The sequence below is a fragment of the Stenotrophomonas sp. FW305-3-2-15-E-LB1 genome, from assembly GCF_058787375.1.
This window is the reverse complement of sequence record NZ_JBYSZR010000043.1, coordinates 1-15,603: the sequence shown is the minus strand read 5'-3', so window position 1 is coordinate 15,603 and position 15,603 is coordinate 1. Positions and strand designations below refer to the sequence as shown.

The following is a 15,603-nucleotide window of genomic DNA, read 5'->3' as shown; positions in this document are numbered from 1 at the left end:
GAATGCCAAAGAAGTTCAAAGTTGAGGTTGGTGACGTATTCGCGGTTCCGCTGCCGAAAGGCGGCCATGGGGTTGGTCGAATCATCCACATTTCGGATCGATGGAGGCTGGCGCAGTTCTTTGATCTGAAACTGGACGAACCGGGACTGCTTGATTCGGTTGCCGACTATGATGAGGTTATGCCGGTTCACAACATCGTGACGCTTCGTATCGAAGATGGCAGTTGGCCTGTTCTGCAAAAGGGCGTTACGGATGCATTGCCGGATCTGAAATCGCTGGTGTTCTACAAGGGGCTTCCCGCAAGGCGCACTTACGTCAATCTCTGCGGGGAGGCTGTACCGGAGTGCCACGGAAGAAGTGGTGCATCATCCATGCCTCAGTTTGCGGAATACATCACTGAAGTCCTCGAGGAAGCACTGGAAGGCCGGGCTTAACCTTGTGCGTGTCTGACGAGGGTGGTGTGTTTGTCGCTAGGTGTGGAGTTTCGCGGAGTTGGTGCAGTGCTGGCCTATCGGCTATTTGTCTGCCGTTGGGTCTAACCCAGCCTTCTGTGCCAACCGCTCGCGACCATTTCGCGGTCCTGCCATCGCCTTCGCCCAATGGTCCGCCGGAAGTGTCGCAATTGGTTGGGTTCCGTCCTGAGATCAGAGATGCAGAAGATTTATGCTCAGCAGTTCAAGCTGAAGTTCGACAATGGCGGCAGTGCTTTCGAGGCGCTTCGAATAGCGAACAGTTCTTTTGACAACTGTGGGATGTCGCTTTCAAAGCGGCCTTCCAGGATGAGCGCCCTCCGCGATGTTCATGTCTCGAACTGCAAGGTGGTCAACTGCGAGATTGGTCCAACGGTGCTTGAGGATGTTCAGATCGACGGGTTGGATGTGAATCCAATCCTCCTCCTTTGGTCCTGTTTCTTCAGAAGGGTCTCCCTTGCGGGAAAGATTGGAAAGATCAAAATCAATCTTGAACCCTTTGCGTTCTGCACTGATGCTGGCGTTCTCGCTGCATTCGCAGAGCAGCGTTCGGCATTCTATGAGGCTACGAACTGGGCGCTGGATATCAGTCGGGCAAGATTTGTCGATTTCGCATGCAAGGGTGTACATCTCGACCTGATCAGGAGAGATCCGCAGACTCAGGTCATCATCCGGAAGCGGGACTTCGGCGGACTCGACATGTTGGGATCACAGTTCGCGGATGCATTCCCTGAGACGCATACCAGGCTGAGCATCTTCAGTGACTCGGATGCCGAAGAAGTGTTGCTGGTGGTGCCTTTGGCCGCAGCCAGGAGGCGCCGCGAAGACTGGGCAGGCGGAATCGCGGAGTTGAGGCGCTTGGGCATTGCTTCAGAATGAGCAGTTGTCGCAGCCAGGCATCTGGAGGGTGTATGGAAGTGACCCTAGGGGGCAGGATGGGTGGTCCGGAGATGGGCGTGAAGTTCCTTCCCGGAATCGTCCAGGCTCGCATCAGGCTGAAAACCGCCTTCGAAAAAGTATCCATCGACGGCTTGGAAGTGATCGATGTCGAGCTGTGGATTAGTGGCAGTGTGACCGACTATTGTGCGGCAGGCGCTTCATCGTCGACGAAGTTCTCTGCCAGAAAGAGAAGCGTGCGTATCGCCATCTGCATTGCAATTGAAGAGGCCTCGCGCATCGATGATGATTCTGTCGCATCTGCAATTGAGGGCTGGCTGGTTCGTGGTTTTGAAAGTGCGGCGCTGCCTCGAAGTGCCGGCAACATCGGCGTATCGGGCGCTGTTGATGCCTTGAAGTCGCGCTTCACGTGATTGGACCGGGAGGTCCGGTGAATCCTGAGTGGAACTCCGCTTTTGAGCGCCTTGGCGCGATGATCGCTGGATCATCACGCGTGAGGGTTTTTCCTGGTCGTGCTGCTCCTCCAGATCTGGTGGAGGATGTGGAGAGGGAGCTGGGCTTGCCTTTGCCCGCCTCATACAAATTCTGGCTGGCTGAGTATGGGAACCTTTCTATCGGTCCAGATCCGGTGTTTGGCCTTGCAGAGCCGGAAGATCGAGATGTGGCAGATGATGATCTGATCTACAATGCTCGCTTGGTCGCGGAGGATGGATTTTCTCCTTCAGGAATTCTTCCTATTTTTGCTCCGGATTCCGATGAAGCCTTCTACTTCGATACACGCGGTGGCCTAAAGGACGGGGAGTACCCGGTTCTCAGGTACGACTGCAACACCGGTGCATTCGAGACGTTTTCGAGCTCCTTTGCTGGGTTCCTCGTGGAGGTTGTTCGTCGGGCTGGGTAACAGAGCGCCGCGTTCGCGCCGCTTGTGAAGACGGCCTATCAACCAGTGTCGCGATACAGAACCTGGGGAATTGGCGGCTCTGTGGATGTACAGTGATGGCGTCCGCGGTGAGAAGTTCCGGGTCATCGAAGGCGAAGAACATGAAGCACAGCGTTGTTCTGATGGATGCCAGACACCAAACAGCATTCCCGACGCCAGATGCTGAGCTGGTGTTCTTCAATGCCCCCTTCAGTTGCGACAAGCTTGCCAAAATTCGGCAGGCCCACCTCTGGTCCCCGCCCGGTGACAAGCTTGAGGCGTTGCCAGAGATACTCAGGGAAATGCGAGGTCTCAAGTCGCTCAGCATAGGGCCTGGATCCATTGCGCCATCGATCATCGATGGACTTGAGGACGGGCGGCTGCCTGAGGGAATCGAGGCGCTGAGCATTCACCTTGGCACGGGAACTCTGGTGTGGCCGAGTGTTGTACTGCCCAATCTCAGGACGCTGTACGTTGACGTGCCTGTGCGCTTCGATGTATCGAGCTTCCCGATGTTGAGGGTCCTCTCCATCTATCCCGACAGGTCATTGAAGAATCTAAGGTTGGCTCTGGCGCTACCTCTCCAGGAGTTGAACCTGCTGAACGTGCCCGTAGCTGATGAGATCTTCGATGCCCTCTCTTCATCGGCGGGTGGCCTTGAGCGCCTGGGGCTGCTGGGAGGGACGAAGCTGAAGAGCCTCGATGGGATCGAGAAGCTTGCCCATTTGGAGGCAGTGCGGCTGAAAAATCTGAGTTCGCTGGCAGACATTCGCGCATTGTCCAGCCTCGGGTATCTCAAGATTCTCGATATCCAGTACTGCAAGCGGATAGCGAATATCGAGATCATCAATGATCTTGCCGCGCTTCGTGAGTTGAATATTGTGGGGTGTGGGAAGCTGGGTCTGGAAAAAGTAGACGCGAAAATTAGCTCGCTTCGGAGCACGACGGTTGGGGCTACAACCTGACCCGGGTGGGCGCCGAGGATAGGCGCTGTAGTTGCATTCAATGAGGCGTAGCCGGAAGCTTTCTTTTCAGTTGGGCGGGGTGGCATGATAAAGGTCAGTCAAATAGATTCAGCTGTTGAGATTGCGAAACTTTCATCCATCGATGTCGCCGGTTTCGCTGTGGGTCGCTCGTCCTCCGCGAATGCACTGGATGTTGACCAGTGTAGAAGTCTTTGTAGCGGGCTTGATTGTGCGTATGCCGTCTATCCAATTGGTGGCTTTGATGACATCGGCTTTTGTAGGGAGTTTCTTGAAGAATTGAAGCCCCGATATCTGGAGTTCACCGTTGTGGACCCAGAGAAGATCGAGCTCAGCGCGGCGCAGTTGCGCGCACTGTCCGCGCTGGACGTTGGCAAGATTGCCAACGGGCTTTTCCTGCTCAGGGATGATCTCTCCCTACTCGACAGAGTTTCGCATATGGACGCGCTTGTGCACGCGGGCGTTGAACTCTTCCAGATCGAGGTGGAGTCGCTGGTTGATCCAGAGGCCAAAATTGCCCGTAGATCCCATGCACGCATCGCACAATTTCTCGCTCGGTACCCTGCATTGATTGGAGATTCGTTTGCGTTGGGCGTTGATCTGCCCGACGTCAATCAGGTTGGCTACAGTTTGACTCTGACGAATGAAAGTGCCCGTGCATACGATCTGTCGCAGCAGCACTACGCGTTGTCATCAGCGATAAGGATCGTCAAAGGCTTGAAGGCAGCGCCTATGCGGAGGGCTTGACATGCCTTGTGCAGAGGCGAGCTTTGTAGAAGCGTCATTGATGTGCATCGCTCAGTCGAATTCGTTGATGCGGGGTGCTGGTCATGGTCCCAGAGGATATGATCAATGAAGGTCAGAGAGGCGCGTGCAAGATGGCAAGCAGAGCAGTTGCAGTTGATAGAAGGCCATCTTCGTGATACGACCAGGTCGATGAGGATGGCGGCAATGCCCGGATCTCCATTCGGGCATGGTGATGAAGGCCTTGAGGACTACCGGGGGATCACGCTCGCCACGCCTGTTCGGTATCTGGGTATTGAAAGGGTTGATCTGTCTGATGCCATTTTCAAGGACGGCGCCAGCGTTAACGAGTCCGAAGCAAGGGAGTGCAGGTTTGATCGCATAGACATGCGCAATGTTTTCGTGAGAAGAAAATTCCTTTCATGCAGCTTTGTTGGGGCCAGGCTCAATGGCGCGCGGCTGGGTGGTGAGTTCACTGGCTGTGACTTCTCGAGCGCCAATCTCTCCAGATCATTTGCTACGGACTGCAGGTTCGTTGACTGCAGGTTTCTTGAGGCGAATTTGTCAAACGTCCATTTCATAAGCTGTGTATTTGAGCGGTGTGACTTCACTGGCGTCAAGGTGCTGTCTGGATCTGTAGCGAAGAGTAAATTCTTTGGTTGTAACATCCATGATCAGTTCTTGGCGTGCGTTACGGAGGGGATTGTTATTGCATGATCTGATCTGGGGGTTCATGCTCTCAGGTATCGCAAGGTGTTGGACGCTCGCTAGGAGGATGCGCGCTGAACGGCCGAATCTGAGTGAGTGAGCCAAGGGTGCGGATCGATTTATCGGATGCGGGCGCAAACAGGCAGGAAGCAGATCGAGCATGGACCTTGTCGGAAAGCGCGAGCAGAGGGTGATTTATCCAGGTACATCTGTATTCTCATATGATCCTCGATGGGAAGAGATCCGCACTGAAGTGGTCGACGAATTGCGGGAAGCTGCGGGTAGATGATGACTGCCCATCTGATTGGTGATCGAATCGAGAGCTTCATCCGACGCATGGTTCATCCAACTATCGGACAGCGTTATCCTGCCTGTGAGGTCTGGACGTGACTGGAAATTCCTTCCCTCGCATCTACGATGCGGGTTCTCTTGAGGTAAGTGCCAAAGTACTGAGCGACTTTGGTCTTGATCCTTTGTCCAGCGAGCTGATGTTGCGCCTCGGGTTGCCTTCAAAACTGCCGGGCGAAATGCCCCTTGTGCAGTTCGAGGCGCCGCAGAGGGCCGATTTCGACGGGGAGGAGCTTCTCGTCGTCGCGCACGAGCCGTGGGGAAGGGAGCTTCTGCTCTGCCTGTCACCAGGCGGGAAGGTGATTGCGGCGGGTGATGGCATACATAAGTTCGTCAATAGTCGCTTGTCCAGCTTTCTCGGGTTTCTGGCGTTGTATGAGGCATTTCAGGAGCAGGCCAGGTCAGGTGATTCCGGTCCCGTTGTTTACTCCCAGTCAGAGATGCAGGCCAGGCTTGAGTCGTTCAGGCGAGGTGAGTTCCAAGCGCGCCCGACAGAGCAACGGTTCAATCGTGATGTTGCAATCAGCACGATGGCGGCGGAATGGACCACGCTTGACCCTGCTGCGCTCGCGGAAGGCGCGTGGTGGTCTGTTGTGCTGGAGCAGCTGGAAGACGGCCAGATCTGATGTTGCGCGACGCAGGGGAGCGTCGCATGGGGCTGCAAGGATGACTGGACGGGAGGCGATTCTGAATCAGGTCAAGGCAGGCGGCGGTCCTGGAAAGGGGCATACGCGCCCGCTGCCTCCCCAGCAACCCCATTCCCCCCACCCAGGCGTTGAACCATCCATCCTCCCGCTGGAGCCGTCCAATGCCCCTCGTCCTCCGCCGCGCCCCCTGCGTGCTGGCCCTGTTGCTCGGCACCCTGGCCGGGTCTGCCTACGCACAGCCTCGCCCCGCCGTTCGGCCGCTTGCTCCAGCCCCCCTGCTGCAGGTTGCGGGTGCCGAACAGGCCATTGAGCTGCGCCAAGCCAGCATCGAGGGTGAGGTCCGCGCCGGCATCGCGCAGACCCGCATCACCCTGCAGTTCCACAATCCGAACCGGCGCGCGATGGAAGGCGAGCTGCAGTTCCCGTTGGCCGACGGCCAGCAGATCAGCGGCTTTGCATTGGACATCAATGGCGAGCTGCGCGATGCGGTGCCCGTACCCAAGGATCGTGGCCGCCAGGTCTTCGAGGAGATCGCCCGTCGCGGTGTTGACCCGGGTCTGCTTGAGCAGACAGCCGGCAACCAGTTCCGCCTGCGCATCTATCCTTTGCCGGCCGGTGGCAGTCGTCGCGTGCAGCTCGTGCTGCGTGAGCCGCTGGCCTTCTCCAACCAAGGTTGGCGGTGGACGCTGCCGTTGCAGTTCGCGGCAGGCGCCGCCTCGGTTGAGCTGAAGCTGCAGGCGCCGGGCGAAGTCACAGCAGGAACCGCCCCGTTCCGCATCGACGCGGGCCGGTTGCAGTGGCGCGGCAAGGGGGCACAGTTGCCGGCGCAGCTTCAATGGAACCTGCCCGCAGCACGCCGGGCAGACGTGCAGGTGGCGAAGTGGGAGGAGGGCCACTACCTGCTGGCCCAGCTGCCGGTGCCGGTAAGCCGCACGCCGCGCACCGTGCCAGGCGAGGTTGGCCTGCTGTGGGACGGTTCGGGATCGTCCGGACAGCGTGACCGCACGCGCGAGTTCGCATTGCTGGATCGGTACTTCGCTGCCATGGGCAATGGCACGGTCGCGCTGACCGTGCTGCGCGACCGCGCCGAGCCGGTGCGCCGCTTCCGCATCCAGGGTGGCAACTGGAGTGCGCTGCGCACGGCACTGCAAGCGGTTCGCCCGGATGGTGCCAGTGCGCTGGCTGGATGGCAGCCGCAGCCGACCGTAAAGGAATATCTGCTGCTCAGCGACGGCCTGCTGACCTACGGGCCGGAGACGCTGCCGGCTCTGGCGGCGGATCAGCGCCTGTTCGCAATCAGCAGTGCTGGCGCCCGCACCGACACCACCCGCCTGCGCGGCTGGAGCGAGGCGCATGGTGGGCGTTTCGTGCCCGTGGGTACGGACGTGGATGCCGCCGCCCGCGAACTGCTGTCCGCCCCGTTGGACCTCCAGATCGATGCCGGGCGCGGCGTGCAGGATGTGGTGATCGATCGCCGCAGTGAAGCGCAGGGCTGGCTGTGGCTGCATGCGCGCCTGGCCGCCGACGGCGTGCCGATGCGCGTGCGGGTTGCCGGTGGTGAGTGGCAGGCGCTGCCGCCTACCCGCCGCAGTGACGACGGAGATCTGCTGGCCGGGCTGTGGGCGCAGGCGCGCCTGCAGCAGTTGGCGGTGGACCGGCGCAGCAACCGCGAGGCAATGCACCGTCTGTCCCAGCAGTTCGGCATGGTCGGGCCGGGCACGTCGCTGATCGTTCTGGAGACGCTGCAGGATTACCTGCGCTATGCGATCCGCCCCGCCGGCGCGCTGCGCGCTGACTATGACCGTGGATATGCCCGCCAGGTCGCCGATCGTGCGGCCGAGGATCGCCGCCGCCTCGACAAGGTTGCCGCGCAGTGGAAGGAGCGCCAGCAGTGGTGGAACCGCAGCTGGCCGAAGCAGGCGCCGCCGTCCGCGGCCAAGGAGATCCTGGCCAACGATGCAGCGGCCAGTGCGCCGATGGCGCTGCTTGCCGCGCCAGCACCCGCGGCACCGCCGCCGCCCGCGCCGATGATGGCTGCCGAATCGCGGATGGAGGCCGCACGTGCGCGCCGGCAGGCCCCGTCAGCGGAGGCCGCATCACTGGATGCCACGGGTGCGAGTGCATCGGCTGCCGAGGCTGCACCGTCGCCCGCCAACGGCGGCCAGCTCGGCATCCAGTTGGCAGCGTGGCAGCCGGACTCCCCGGTGGCCCGCCGCCTGCGGCAGGGCCCACCCGCCCAGCTGTACGACCGCTACCTGGCCGAGCGCGCCGCGCATGCCGACAGCAGCGCCTTCTTCCTGGACGTGGCAGACCTGCTGCTGCAGCAGAACCAGCGTGAGCTGGCCCTGCGCGTGCTTTCCAACCTGGCCGAGATGGATCTGGACAACCGCCACCTGCTGCGCGTACTCGGCTACCGGTTGATGCAGGCTGACGCGCCGGCACTGGCCGTGCCGGTGTTCGAGCAGGTGCTGGCGATGGGGCAGGAGGAGCCGCAGAGCTTCCGCGATCTGGGCCTGGCGCTGGCGGCGGCCGGCAAGCCGCAGCAGGCGCTGGAACCGCTGTACCAGGTTGTCGTACGCCCGTGGGATGGCCGCTTCGATGGGATCGCCCTGATCGCGCTGGATGAATTGACCAACCTGGTATCGCGCAGCCGGCCGAAGCTGGACACCCGGGGCATCGACCCGCGCCTGCTGCAGGCCATGCCGCTGGACCTGCGGGTGGTGCTGGCCTGGGATGCCGACAACAGTGACATGGACCTGTGGGTGACCGACCCCAACGGCGAGCGCGCCTACTACGGCAACCGCCTGACCTACCAGGGCGGGCAGATGTCGCAGGACTTCACCGGCGGCTATGGTCCCGAGCAGTTCTCGCTGCGCGATGCCAAGCCAGGCAAGTACAAGGTGGAGGCCAACTACTTCGGCAGCCGCCAGCAGCTGGTGACCGGCGCCACCACCCTGATGCTGCACCTGGCTACCCACTGGGGCACGCCGCAGCAGAAAGACCAGGCAGTCACCCTGCGGCTGAAGGACCGTGCCGAGACCGTGCTGGTGGGCGAGTTCGAGGTGCGGTAGCGCCACGCCACGCGTGGCTGTCGCACGGGGTAGGAACGGTCGATCCGCGCAGGGCGTGGATCTACCGGGTGCCGTCCGGCATCGCGGGTGCGTGCGGAACCGGCGCGGGATAGCGGCGGAGGACCTGGACCTGCTCGACCGGGCACTCCGGGTATATCCAATGCGCCCATTGCGCGACGAGCCATTCGGTACGCACGCCGCGCAGGTGCGGATGCGCGGATTCCGCCGGGAGCAGGACCAGGATGAGTCCGGCTTTCTGTCCCGTGCTGACCATCAGCCCATGGGGTCGTGCCTCATCAGGGTTGTCGAACAGGATGAGGTCGACCATCGCTTCATAAGGCCAGACCGCTGGAAAGCGGAAGACGGTTCCATGGCTCAGTACATCGTCGATGAGCTGGATCAGGGGGCGAGGGGGCGCGGTCATCGTGATGCTCCGGGCTGCGGCTGCCGCGGAATCCACCGTGCCAGCGCAACGCCGCCACCGAGGATCAGCAGCGTACCAACGGTATGCCACAGCAACTCGGTGATCGGTGCATCCGGCAACGGAATCCTCTGCGCGAGCCACTCGATGATGGGCCGCGCCAGCAGGTAGACCAGCACAACGCCCAGCACGCGCAGCACCCGTTGCACGATGCCGCGCGGATCGGCTGGCCAGCCGCGCCACTGCAGCCACGCCACCAGCAGGCCAAGCGCCAGCAGGCCCGCGGCTTCGTCCAGCGGCACGAGCGGTGTCCACAGCGAGGCCCAGGCCAGGGCCGCGCCGAGGCCCAGCAGTACCGGCAGCTGCCAGCGCCGTTTTCCGCGCAACCCCGGCATCAACTGCCAGGCCAGCACGGCCACGCCGAGGCCGATCAACCAGCCTGCCAGTACGTCGGCCAGGAAGTGTCGGCCCAGATACATGCGCGAGAGTGCCATCAGCAGCGGCCAGCCCAGCGCCAACGTCCATCGCAGCCAGCGGCGGCGGATGCCGAAGGCCAGCAGCAGCCCCACGCAGGCGGCCGTCGCCACGCCGACATGGCCGCTGTTGAAGCCGTAGTCGGCGTCGGGCTGTGCCCGCAGCATTGCGGTGGCCTGCGCGTCCGGCAGTGCCCAGAAGGTGTGGCCTCCGCCATCCACCACGAACGGATGCGATGGCTCGCCCTTGTCGAGTACTGCTGCGTCCACATCGGTAGGGCGGGGAAGGGCGGCGCTCTGCTTGATCGCATGCGTGGCGCAGGCCATCAGCAGTACTGCAAGCATCACGCACAGGCCGGCGCGCAGGCGTGCCCCGAAGGCGCACACCAGGATCAGCGCGGTATAGGCCATCTCGTAGCCCAGCAGGCTGATGAACTGCATCAGCGACAGAACCCAGCCGCTGTCGAAAGTGTGCTGCAACCACAGGTGCCATTGCGTCTGGAACATCCGTTGTCCTCAATGCGCCGTCGCGACGCGGGCAGGCGCCGACGATAACGGATCGGCACGCAGGCCGAACAGGGGGCGCAGCCAGCGTACGCGGCGGATCAGCAGCTCGTGGATGAGCAGGCAACCGCCGACGGTGCCGGCCACAAGCAGCGCAGGTTCCAGCCACGGACCCAGCTGCAGCGGCCGCAACGCATACAGGAGCACGATCAGCACGGTCTGGTGCAGGATGTACCAGCTGAAAACAGCCTCCCGGCAGTAGTCCAGGCCGGGCCAGGGGCGGGACAGCAGCACCCGCGCCCAGCCGAACAAGGCCAGCAGCATGCACCATGTATAAAGGGCGCGACCGATGCGCTCGGTCTGGGCCCATGGCAGTGCCAGCACCCAGACGTCGAGGTCGCCCACGTGCGGCAGCCGGGCCAGTGCACGGATACCCAGCTCCAGGCACAGCCCCAGCAAGGCCAGGCCGAGGGTCAGTCGGCGCCCGCGCACCAGCAGATGCCAACCGCGTTGCCAGCGTGCCGCGAGGAAGCCGCCGAGGAACAGGGGCAGCGATTCGGCGTGCACGTAGACGTCGTTCAACAGAGCGTGGGTGGGCGGCCAGCGTGGCATCAGTACCAGCAGCGCCCAGCCCAGCCACGCCACCGGCAGCACCAGCAGCAGGCTGCCCAGCAGGCGGTCGCCCGGCTGCCAGCGTGGCAGCGCCCTGCGCAGCGGTCGCAGCAGGCTGGCCAACGCCACCGCCAGGACGGTGTAGGGCAGCAGGTAGGCCAGGTACCAGAGGTGGTTCCAGGTGAATCCGTATTCGGCGCCACTGAAGTGCGCGCCCGGCCAGGGCCGGAACTGCCAGTAGCGCCAGAGGAACCGGGCCAGGCCCGGCGCCACGTCGCCCTTGTCCAGCGCTTCGCAGTACGCCTGCAGGGAGACGACGGCGACGATGCCGAACATCAGGGGCAGCTGCAGGCGCCAGCAGCGACGCAGGGTGTGGCGCAGCCGCCCCTGGTCGGGCAGGGACAGGCCCAGCGCGATGCCGCTGATGGCGAAGAGCAGGGGCATCCGCCATCGGTTCATCGCGATCATCGGCCATTGCAGCCACTCGGCGGTGTAGGCGCTCTTGAGGTGGAAATCCCAGCCGGCCACGTAGGCCATGGCGGCGTGGTAGAGGATCAGCAGCCCGAAGGCGGCGACGCGCAGGGTGTCCAGGTCATGGCGACGGTGCATGGAGGGCGGCCTTCAGGAGGAAGCTGCACCCTCCGCCTGCCAGCGCCGGGCCGCCAGCGGATGGGGCGCAGTGGTGGGCGCGCAGGGGCCAGTGGTGGGGATGCTGGGACCAATGGCGGATGCGCGCGCGGCCGGATGGGCAACAATGGCGGCATGGAAAATGGAGATCCGGCGGCCTCGACCGCCTCTGTTGCAGCGCGGCCGCAGCGGTCGCGGCGGCCTCGGCTTGCCGCCGCGTTCTGGTCACTGCTGTTCCTGGGCACCGCGGCGGGCAACGTGCTGGCGCAGTGGATGCGGGCGTTGCGTGACGGCCAGCCCTTCCCGGCGGCGGCGACTTCGATCGAGGAGTTCAGCAGTGCGCTGGCCAGCCTGGGTCTGCTGGCGTTGCTGCATGCGGCCGCGCGCCGCTGGCCGCTGCATGCCGACACCTGGCGGCGCCGGATCGGTTTCTACGTGATGGGCGGCATCGCCTGGTGGCTGCTGCACGTCAGTGCCATGGTGCTGCTGCGCAAAGTGGCCTTCGCCCTGGCCGGGCAGCACTACACCTACGGCGCCTGGCCGGCGCAGTGGTTCTACGAGTTCTTCAAGGACGTGCAGACTTACAGCCTGCTGGTGATTGCGGTGCACGCGGTGGCCTGGTTCGGCCGCCAGCGGCAGGGCGAGGCCCACCTGCTGGCGCCGCCCGATGAAGGCCCACCGGTGGAGCCGGTCGAGCGTCCGCAGCATTTTCTGGTGCGCAAGCTGGGCAAGGAGTTCCTGGTGGCCACCGGCGATGTGGAATACGCCCAGGCGGCCGGGAACTACGTGAACCTGCGGGTGCGCGGTCACGACTACCCGTTGCGGATCACCATGGCGGCGCTGGAGCAGCGCCTGGACCCGACGGAGTTCCTGCGCCCGCACCGCAGCTGGTTGATCCACCGGGGCCAGTTGCGCTCGATCGAGCCGCTGGACGGCGGCGAAGCCCTGCTGCACATGGCTGATGGCGTCAAAGTGCCATGCAGCAGGCGACAGTTGCCGCTGCTGCGGCAGGCCCTGGCAGGCGTGTGAACGGGCGGACCCGGAAGTCCGCCCGCCCGTGGCTTACTTCTTGTCCTTCTTGATCATCGCGTCGATGCGCCCGGCGCGGGCTTCCGAGCCCGGGTGCGAGGACATCAGGCCGCCTTCGCTGGACAGCTTGCGGAACATGCTGGCCAGGGCTGCCGGATCGTAGTTGTGGCGCTTCATGAACTGGTAGCCGTACTCGTCGGCCGCGCTCTCTTCCTTCTGCGAGAACTGGGCGTTGACGAAGCCTTCGGCCAGTTCGCCGAGCTGGCCCTGGCTGAGCTGGGTCAGGTTGCCGTTGCCGGAGGCCGCCAGGCCTTCACGGCCGGCCGAGGCGAGCAGGGCGGTGCGCATCTTGGTCTTGCTGTGACCGAGCTTCACATGGCCAATTTCGTGGCCGATCACGCCACGCACTTCGTCGTCGCTGGCCATGTCCATCAGGCCGGTGTACACGCGCACGCAGCCGTTGGCCATCGCCCAGGCGTTGACGTCGGCGGTGCGGTAGACCTTGAAGTTGAGGTTCAGCCCGTCTTCGTTGGCCAGGCCCTGGGTGATCTTGGCCAGGCGCTGGGCATACGGATCGTTGCCGGACACCACCTGGTTTTCCTTGTCCATGTAGGTGCAGGCCTGGTCGGCGGCCGCCGAGACTTCCGCGTCGGACAGGGTCAGGGCCTTGCCGGCCTTCAGGCCGGTGCTGGACAAGCCCTTCAGGTCGATGGCCGAGGCATTGGCAGCCAGCAGGCAGGCGGCCAGGCACAGGGTGGAACGGATGATCGTCATTGAAATGGTGCTCCTTGGTTGGGATGGCCCGCGTGGCCCCTGTTCCCGCGGTGGTGGGGAAGTCTACCGGGATCGTGTGGCGGGATGTCCAGTGCTGGCCCCAGCCCCCGGCCTGCCTCGCCGGAGGCCCGGCGCCTGCGGTATCATTGGCAGTCATCTATTTAGTGCATAACCGCCGACATGATCGAATTGAATCCTGTCCGCCAGCGCATCACCGATCTGACCGATCGTGTGGTGTCGCTCAGGGGGTATCTTTGACTACGACGCCAAGAAAGAGCGTCTTGAAGAAGTAACGCGGGAGCTGGAAAGCCCCGACGTCTGGAACAACGCCGAATACGCGCAGAACCTGGGCCGTGAACGCTCCAGCCTGGAAAAGACCGTGGGCGGCATCGCATCGGTGCTGGACGGACTGACTGACGCGACCGAACTGCTGGAACTGGCCGAATCCGAACAGGACGAAGATACCGCCCTGGCCGTGGTTGCCGATCTGGACAAGCACCAGGCCCACGTGGAGAAGCTGGAGTTCCAGCGCATGTTCTCCGGCGAAATGGACAATGCGGCGGCCTTCGTCGACATCCAGGCCGGTGCCGGTGGCACCGAAGCCCAGGATTGGGCGGAAATCCTGCTGCGCATGTACCTGCGCTGGTGCGAATCGCGCGGCTGGAAGACCGAGCTGATGGAAGTGTCGGGTGGCGACGTCGCCGGCATCAAGTCGGCCACGCTGCGCGTGGAAGGTGATTACGCCTATGGCTGGCTGAAGACCGAGACCGGCGTGCACCGCCTGGTGCGCAAGTCGCCGTTCGACTCGGACAACCGCCGCCATACCAGCTTCACCTCGGTGTTCGTGTCGCCGGAAATCGATGACAACATCGATATCACCATCAACCCGGCCGACCTGCGTACCGACGTGTACCGCTCGTCCGGTGCCGGTGGCCAGCACGTGAACAAGACCGAGTCGGCGGTGCGTATCACCCACATCCCGACCAACATCGTCGTGGCCTGCCAGACCGGCCGCAGCCAGCACCAGAACCGCGACAACGCGATGAAGATGCTGGCCGCCAAGCTGTACGAGCTGGAGATCCAGAAGCGCAACGCCGAAAAGGACGCCGTGGAAGCGACCAAGTCCGACATCGGCTGGGGCAGCCAGATCCGCAACTACGTGCTCGACCAGAGCCGTATCAAGGACCTGCGCACCGGCATCGAGCGTTCGGATACGCAGAAGGTGCTCGACGGCGATCTGGACGAGTTCGTCGAGGCCAGCCTGAAGGCCGGCCTGGCGGTGGGTTCCAAGCGCATTGATGCCTGATCCACGCGCCTGCGTGGAGGTCACCGCCTTCCGCAACGGAGGGCGGCTGAATCGGCTTTCTGTAGAGCCAAGACATGCTTGGCTGCTTTTCGCGGGCTAGCGGATAACCAGTGCGGCGGTAGCGATGATGCGCAGCGAGAGTGAACGCAAGGAACTTGGCGGCTTCCTGAAAGCCTGCCGTGCCCGTGTCGATCCCGCCACGCTCGGCCTGCCGGCCGGGCGCCGGCGCACCCCCGGGCTGAAGCGCGAGGAAGTGGCGCTGGCCATCGGGGTCAGCGTCAGCTGGTATACCTGGATCGAGCAGGGGCGCGAAGTGCGCGCCTCGCCGGAGGTGCTGGAGCGCCTGGCCAAGGTGCTGCGCCTGAGTGATGACGAACGCGCCTATGCCTTTGCGCTGTCCGGTTACGGTGTTCCGCTGGAGTCGCCGGACGAGAGCGTGACCGACGGCCTGCGCCAGCTGGTGGAGGCGATGCAGCCGCTTCCGGCCTATGTACGCAACACGCGGTTCGACATCCTGGCCTGGAACGCGGCCATCGCCGATCTGTTCGTGGATTACAGCCAGTTCCCGCCGAACCAGCGCAACACGCTGTGGCTGATGTTCCTGTACGCCCCTTACCGCGAGCGCATCCTCAACTGGGAAGAGATGAGCCGCGGCCTGCTGGCCGGGTTCCGCGCGGCCATGGCGCAGGCGCCGGACAAGGCGCCGTTCCTGGCGCTGGCCGAGGACATTTCGGCGCAGAGCGAGACGTTCCGCCTGTGGTGGCCGGAGCACGACGTCCGTCGTTTCGACGAGGGCGCGAAGAAGCTGATGCATCCCACGCGCGGCCTGCTGGACCTGCAGTACGTGGCGTTGGTGCCGGAGAGCCGGCATGACCTTTCGCTGGTGACCTACCTGCCGCGGAAGTAGGGGGGTGTTCGGCAGGGCTTGCAGCCCTGCACCTGCTCGGTGCAACAGCAAAAGCCAGAGCCAAAGCGGGCGATCCGTGGGATGGCGGGGCGGTGTGGGCTTGCAGGACACGCCGTAAACCCGTCCATGGGGGCTCGTAGGCGCCATCCATGGCGCCTGCGGT

At 63.4% G+C, this 15,603-nt stretch carries 16 protein-coding genes; 12 read left to right on the top strand and 4 right to left on the bottom strand.

What is annotated here, in order from left to right; translation table 11 throughout:
* The first annotated feature begins 2 nt into the window (after positions 1-2).
* The 9 genes from AC3WL7_RS20470 (at position 3) to AC3WL7_RS20430 (ending at position 8,787) form a co-directional block, all read left to right on the top strand.
* Positions 3-434: an Imm26 family immunity protein gene (locus tag AC3WL7_RS20470; protein WP_492752820.1), complete on the top strand. Its 432-nt coding sequence runs from the start codon at positions 3-5 to the stop codon at positions 432-434.
* 216 nt (positions 435-650) lie between these two features.
* On the top strand, positions 651-1,349 hold the full coding sequence (locus AC3WL7_RS20465) for a hypothetical protein (RefSeq protein WP_492752819.1): 699 nt from the start codon (positions 651-653) through the stop codon (positions 1,347-1,349).
* A 77-nt stretch (positions 1,350-1,426) separates the two neighbouring features.
* Complete coding sequence (locus AC3WL7_RS20460) at positions 1,427-1,780, top strand: Imm12 family immunity protein (protein WP_492752817.1); 354 nt, start codon at positions 1,427-1,429, stop codon at positions 1,778-1,780.
* A gap of 17 nt (positions 1,781-1,797) precedes the next feature.
* Positions 1,798-2,268, top strand: coding sequence for an SMI1/KNR4 family protein (locus tag AC3WL7_RS20455; RefSeq protein WP_492752816.1), 471 nt, complete (start codon positions 1,798-1,800; stop codon positions 2,266-2,268).
* A 140-nt stretch (positions 2,269-2,408) separates the two neighbouring features.
* Positions 2,409-3,251, top strand: a complete 843-nt coding sequence (locus AC3WL7_RS20450; protein WP_492752814.1) for a hypothetical protein — start codon at positions 2,409-2,411, stop codon at positions 3,249-3,251.
* An 84-nt stretch (positions 3,252-3,335) separates the two neighbouring features.
* A complete protein-coding gene (locus tag AC3WL7_RS20445; RefSeq protein ID WP_492752813.1) occupies positions 3,336-4,016 on the top strand; it encodes a hypothetical protein in 681 nt (226 codons plus the stop codon).
* A 105-nt stretch (positions 4,017-4,121) separates the two neighbouring features.
* The gene (locus tag AC3WL7_RS20440; protein WP_492752812.1) at positions 4,122-4,730 is read left to right on the top strand and encodes a pentapeptide repeat-containing protein; all 609 of its coding nucleotides are present in this window, start codon (positions 4,122-4,124) and stop codon (positions 4,728-4,730) included.
* 377 nt (positions 4,731-5,107) lie between these two features.
* Entirely contained in the window at positions 5,108-5,695 is a 588-nt protein-coding gene (locus AC3WL7_RS20435) for an SUKH-4 family immunity protein (RefSeq protein WP_492752809.1), read from the top strand.
* 182 nt (positions 5,696-5,877) lie between these two features.
* Entirely contained in the window at positions 5,878-8,787 is a 2,910-nt protein-coding gene (locus AC3WL7_RS20430) for a DUF2135 domain-containing protein (RefSeq protein ID WP_492752807.1), read from the top strand.
* A 61-nt stretch (positions 8,788-8,848) separates the two neighbouring features.
* On the opposite strand, the gene imm45 is transcribed toward AC3WL7_RS20430, so the two are convergent.
* Genes imm45 through AC3WL7_RS20415 form a run of 3 tightly spaced genes read right to left on the bottom strand, consistent with a single transcriptional unit; the run spans position 8,849 to position 11,406 of the window.
* The gene (imm45, locus tag AC3WL7_RS20425) at positions 8,849-9,211 is read right to left on the bottom strand and encodes an Imm45 family immunity protein (RefSeq protein WP_492752806.1); all 363 of its coding nucleotides are present in this window, start codon (positions 9,209-9,211) and stop codon (positions 8,849-8,851) included.
* Positions 9,208-10,188, bottom strand: a complete 981-nt coding sequence (locus AC3WL7_RS20420) for a phosphatase PAP2 family protein (protein WP_492752804.1) — start codon at positions 10,186-10,188, stop codon at positions 9,208-9,210. Before AC3WL7_RS20420 ends, imm45 begins: the two co-directional genes overlap by 4 nt.
* 9 nt (positions 10,189-10,197) lie before the next feature.
* Positions 10,198-11,406 (bottom strand): acyltransferase family protein, encoded by a 1,209-nt coding sequence (locus tag AC3WL7_RS20415; protein ID WP_492752803.1) that lies wholly within the window; start codon positions 11,404-11,406, stop codon positions 10,198-10,200.
* Positions 11,407-11,541: 135 nt separating this feature from the next.
* Here AC3WL7_RS20415 and AC3WL7_RS20410 point away from each other — a divergent pair, with 135 nt between their 5' ends.
* On the top strand, positions 11,542-12,453 hold the full coding sequence (locus tag AC3WL7_RS20410; RefSeq protein WP_492752801.1) for a LytTR family DNA-binding domain-containing protein: 912 nt from the start codon (positions 11,542-11,544) through the stop codon (positions 12,451-12,453).
* Between the two features lie 33 nt (positions 12,454-12,486).
* On the opposite strand, the gene AC3WL7_RS20405 is transcribed toward AC3WL7_RS20410, so the two are convergent.
* Positions 12,487-13,227 (bottom strand): M48 family metallopeptidase, encoded by a 741-nt coding sequence (locus AC3WL7_RS20405; protein ID WP_313143401.1) that lies wholly within the window; start codon positions 13,225-13,227, stop codon positions 12,487-12,489.
* Positions 13,228-13,407: 180 nt separating this feature from the next.
* Between AC3WL7_RS20405 and prfB the strand changes: the two genes are divergently transcribed.
* Positions 13,408-14,533, top strand: a protein-coding gene (gene prfB, locus AC3WL7_RS20400) for a peptide chain release factor 2 (protein WP_108746618.1) whose coding sequence is annotated in 2 segments (ribosomal slippage) — positions 13,408-13,482 and positions 13,484-14,533 — 1,125 coding nt in all. Because the reading frame shifts where the segments join, the coding sequence is not laid out codon by codon here.
* A 124-nt stretch (positions 14,534-14,657) separates the two neighbouring features.
* A complete protein-coding gene (locus tag AC3WL7_RS20395; protein WP_079221759.1) occupies positions 14,658-15,440 on the top strand; it encodes a helix-turn-helix transcriptional regulator in 783 nt (260 codons plus the stop codon).
* The last annotated feature ends 163 nt before the right edge of the window (positions 15,441-15,603 follow it).

Bases quoted from the DNA above. Each gene is read 5' to 3' on its own strand.
- AC3WL7_RS20440 (WP_492752812.1), top strand. From the start codon at position 4,122: ATGAAGGTCAGAGAGGCGCGTGCAAGATGGCAAGCAGAGCAGTTGCAG.
- AC3WL7_RS20415 (WP_492752803.1), bottom strand. From the start codon at position 11,406: ATGCACCGTCGCCATGACCTGGACACCCTGCGCGTCGCCGCCTTCGGG.
- AC3WL7_RS20445 (WP_492752813.1), top strand. From the start codon at position 3,336: ATGATAAAGGTCAGTCAAATAGATTCAGCTGTTGAGATTGCGAAACTT.
- AC3WL7_RS20395 (WP_079221759.1), top strand. From the start codon at position 14,658: ATGATGCGCAGCGAGAGTGAACGCAAGGAACTTGGCGGCTTCCTGAAA.
- AC3WL7_RS20430 (WP_492752807.1), top strand. From the start codon at position 5,878: ATGCCCCTCGTCCTCCGCCGCGCCCCCTGCGTGCTGGCCCTGTTGCTC.
- AC3WL7_RS20420 (WP_492752804.1), bottom strand. From the start codon at position 10,188: ATGTTCCAGACGCAATGGCACCTGTGGTTGCAGCACACTTTCGACAGC.
- AC3WL7_RS20410 (WP_492752801.1), top strand. From the start codon at position 11,542: ATGGGCAACAATGGCGGCATGGAAAATGGAGATCCGGCGGCCTCGACC.
- AC3WL7_RS20470 (WP_492752820.1), top strand. From the start codon at position 3: ATGCCAAAGAAGTTCAAAGTTGAGGTTGGTGACGTATTCGCGGTTCCG.
- AC3WL7_RS20450 (WP_492752814.1), top strand. From the start codon at position 2,409: ATGAAGCACAGCGTTGTTCTGATGGATGCCAGACACCAAACAGCATTC.
- imm45 (WP_492752806.1), bottom strand. From the start codon at position 9,211: ATGACCGCGCCCCCTCGCCCCCTGATCCAGCTCATCGACGATGTACTG.
- AC3WL7_RS20405 (WP_313143401.1), bottom strand. From the start codon at position 13,227: ATGACGATCATCCGTTCCACCCTGTGCCTGGCCGCCTGCCTGCTGGCT.
- AC3WL7_RS20465 (WP_492752819.1), top strand. From the start codon at position 651: ATGCAGAAGATTTATGCTCAGCAGTTCAAGCTGAAGTTCGACAATGGC.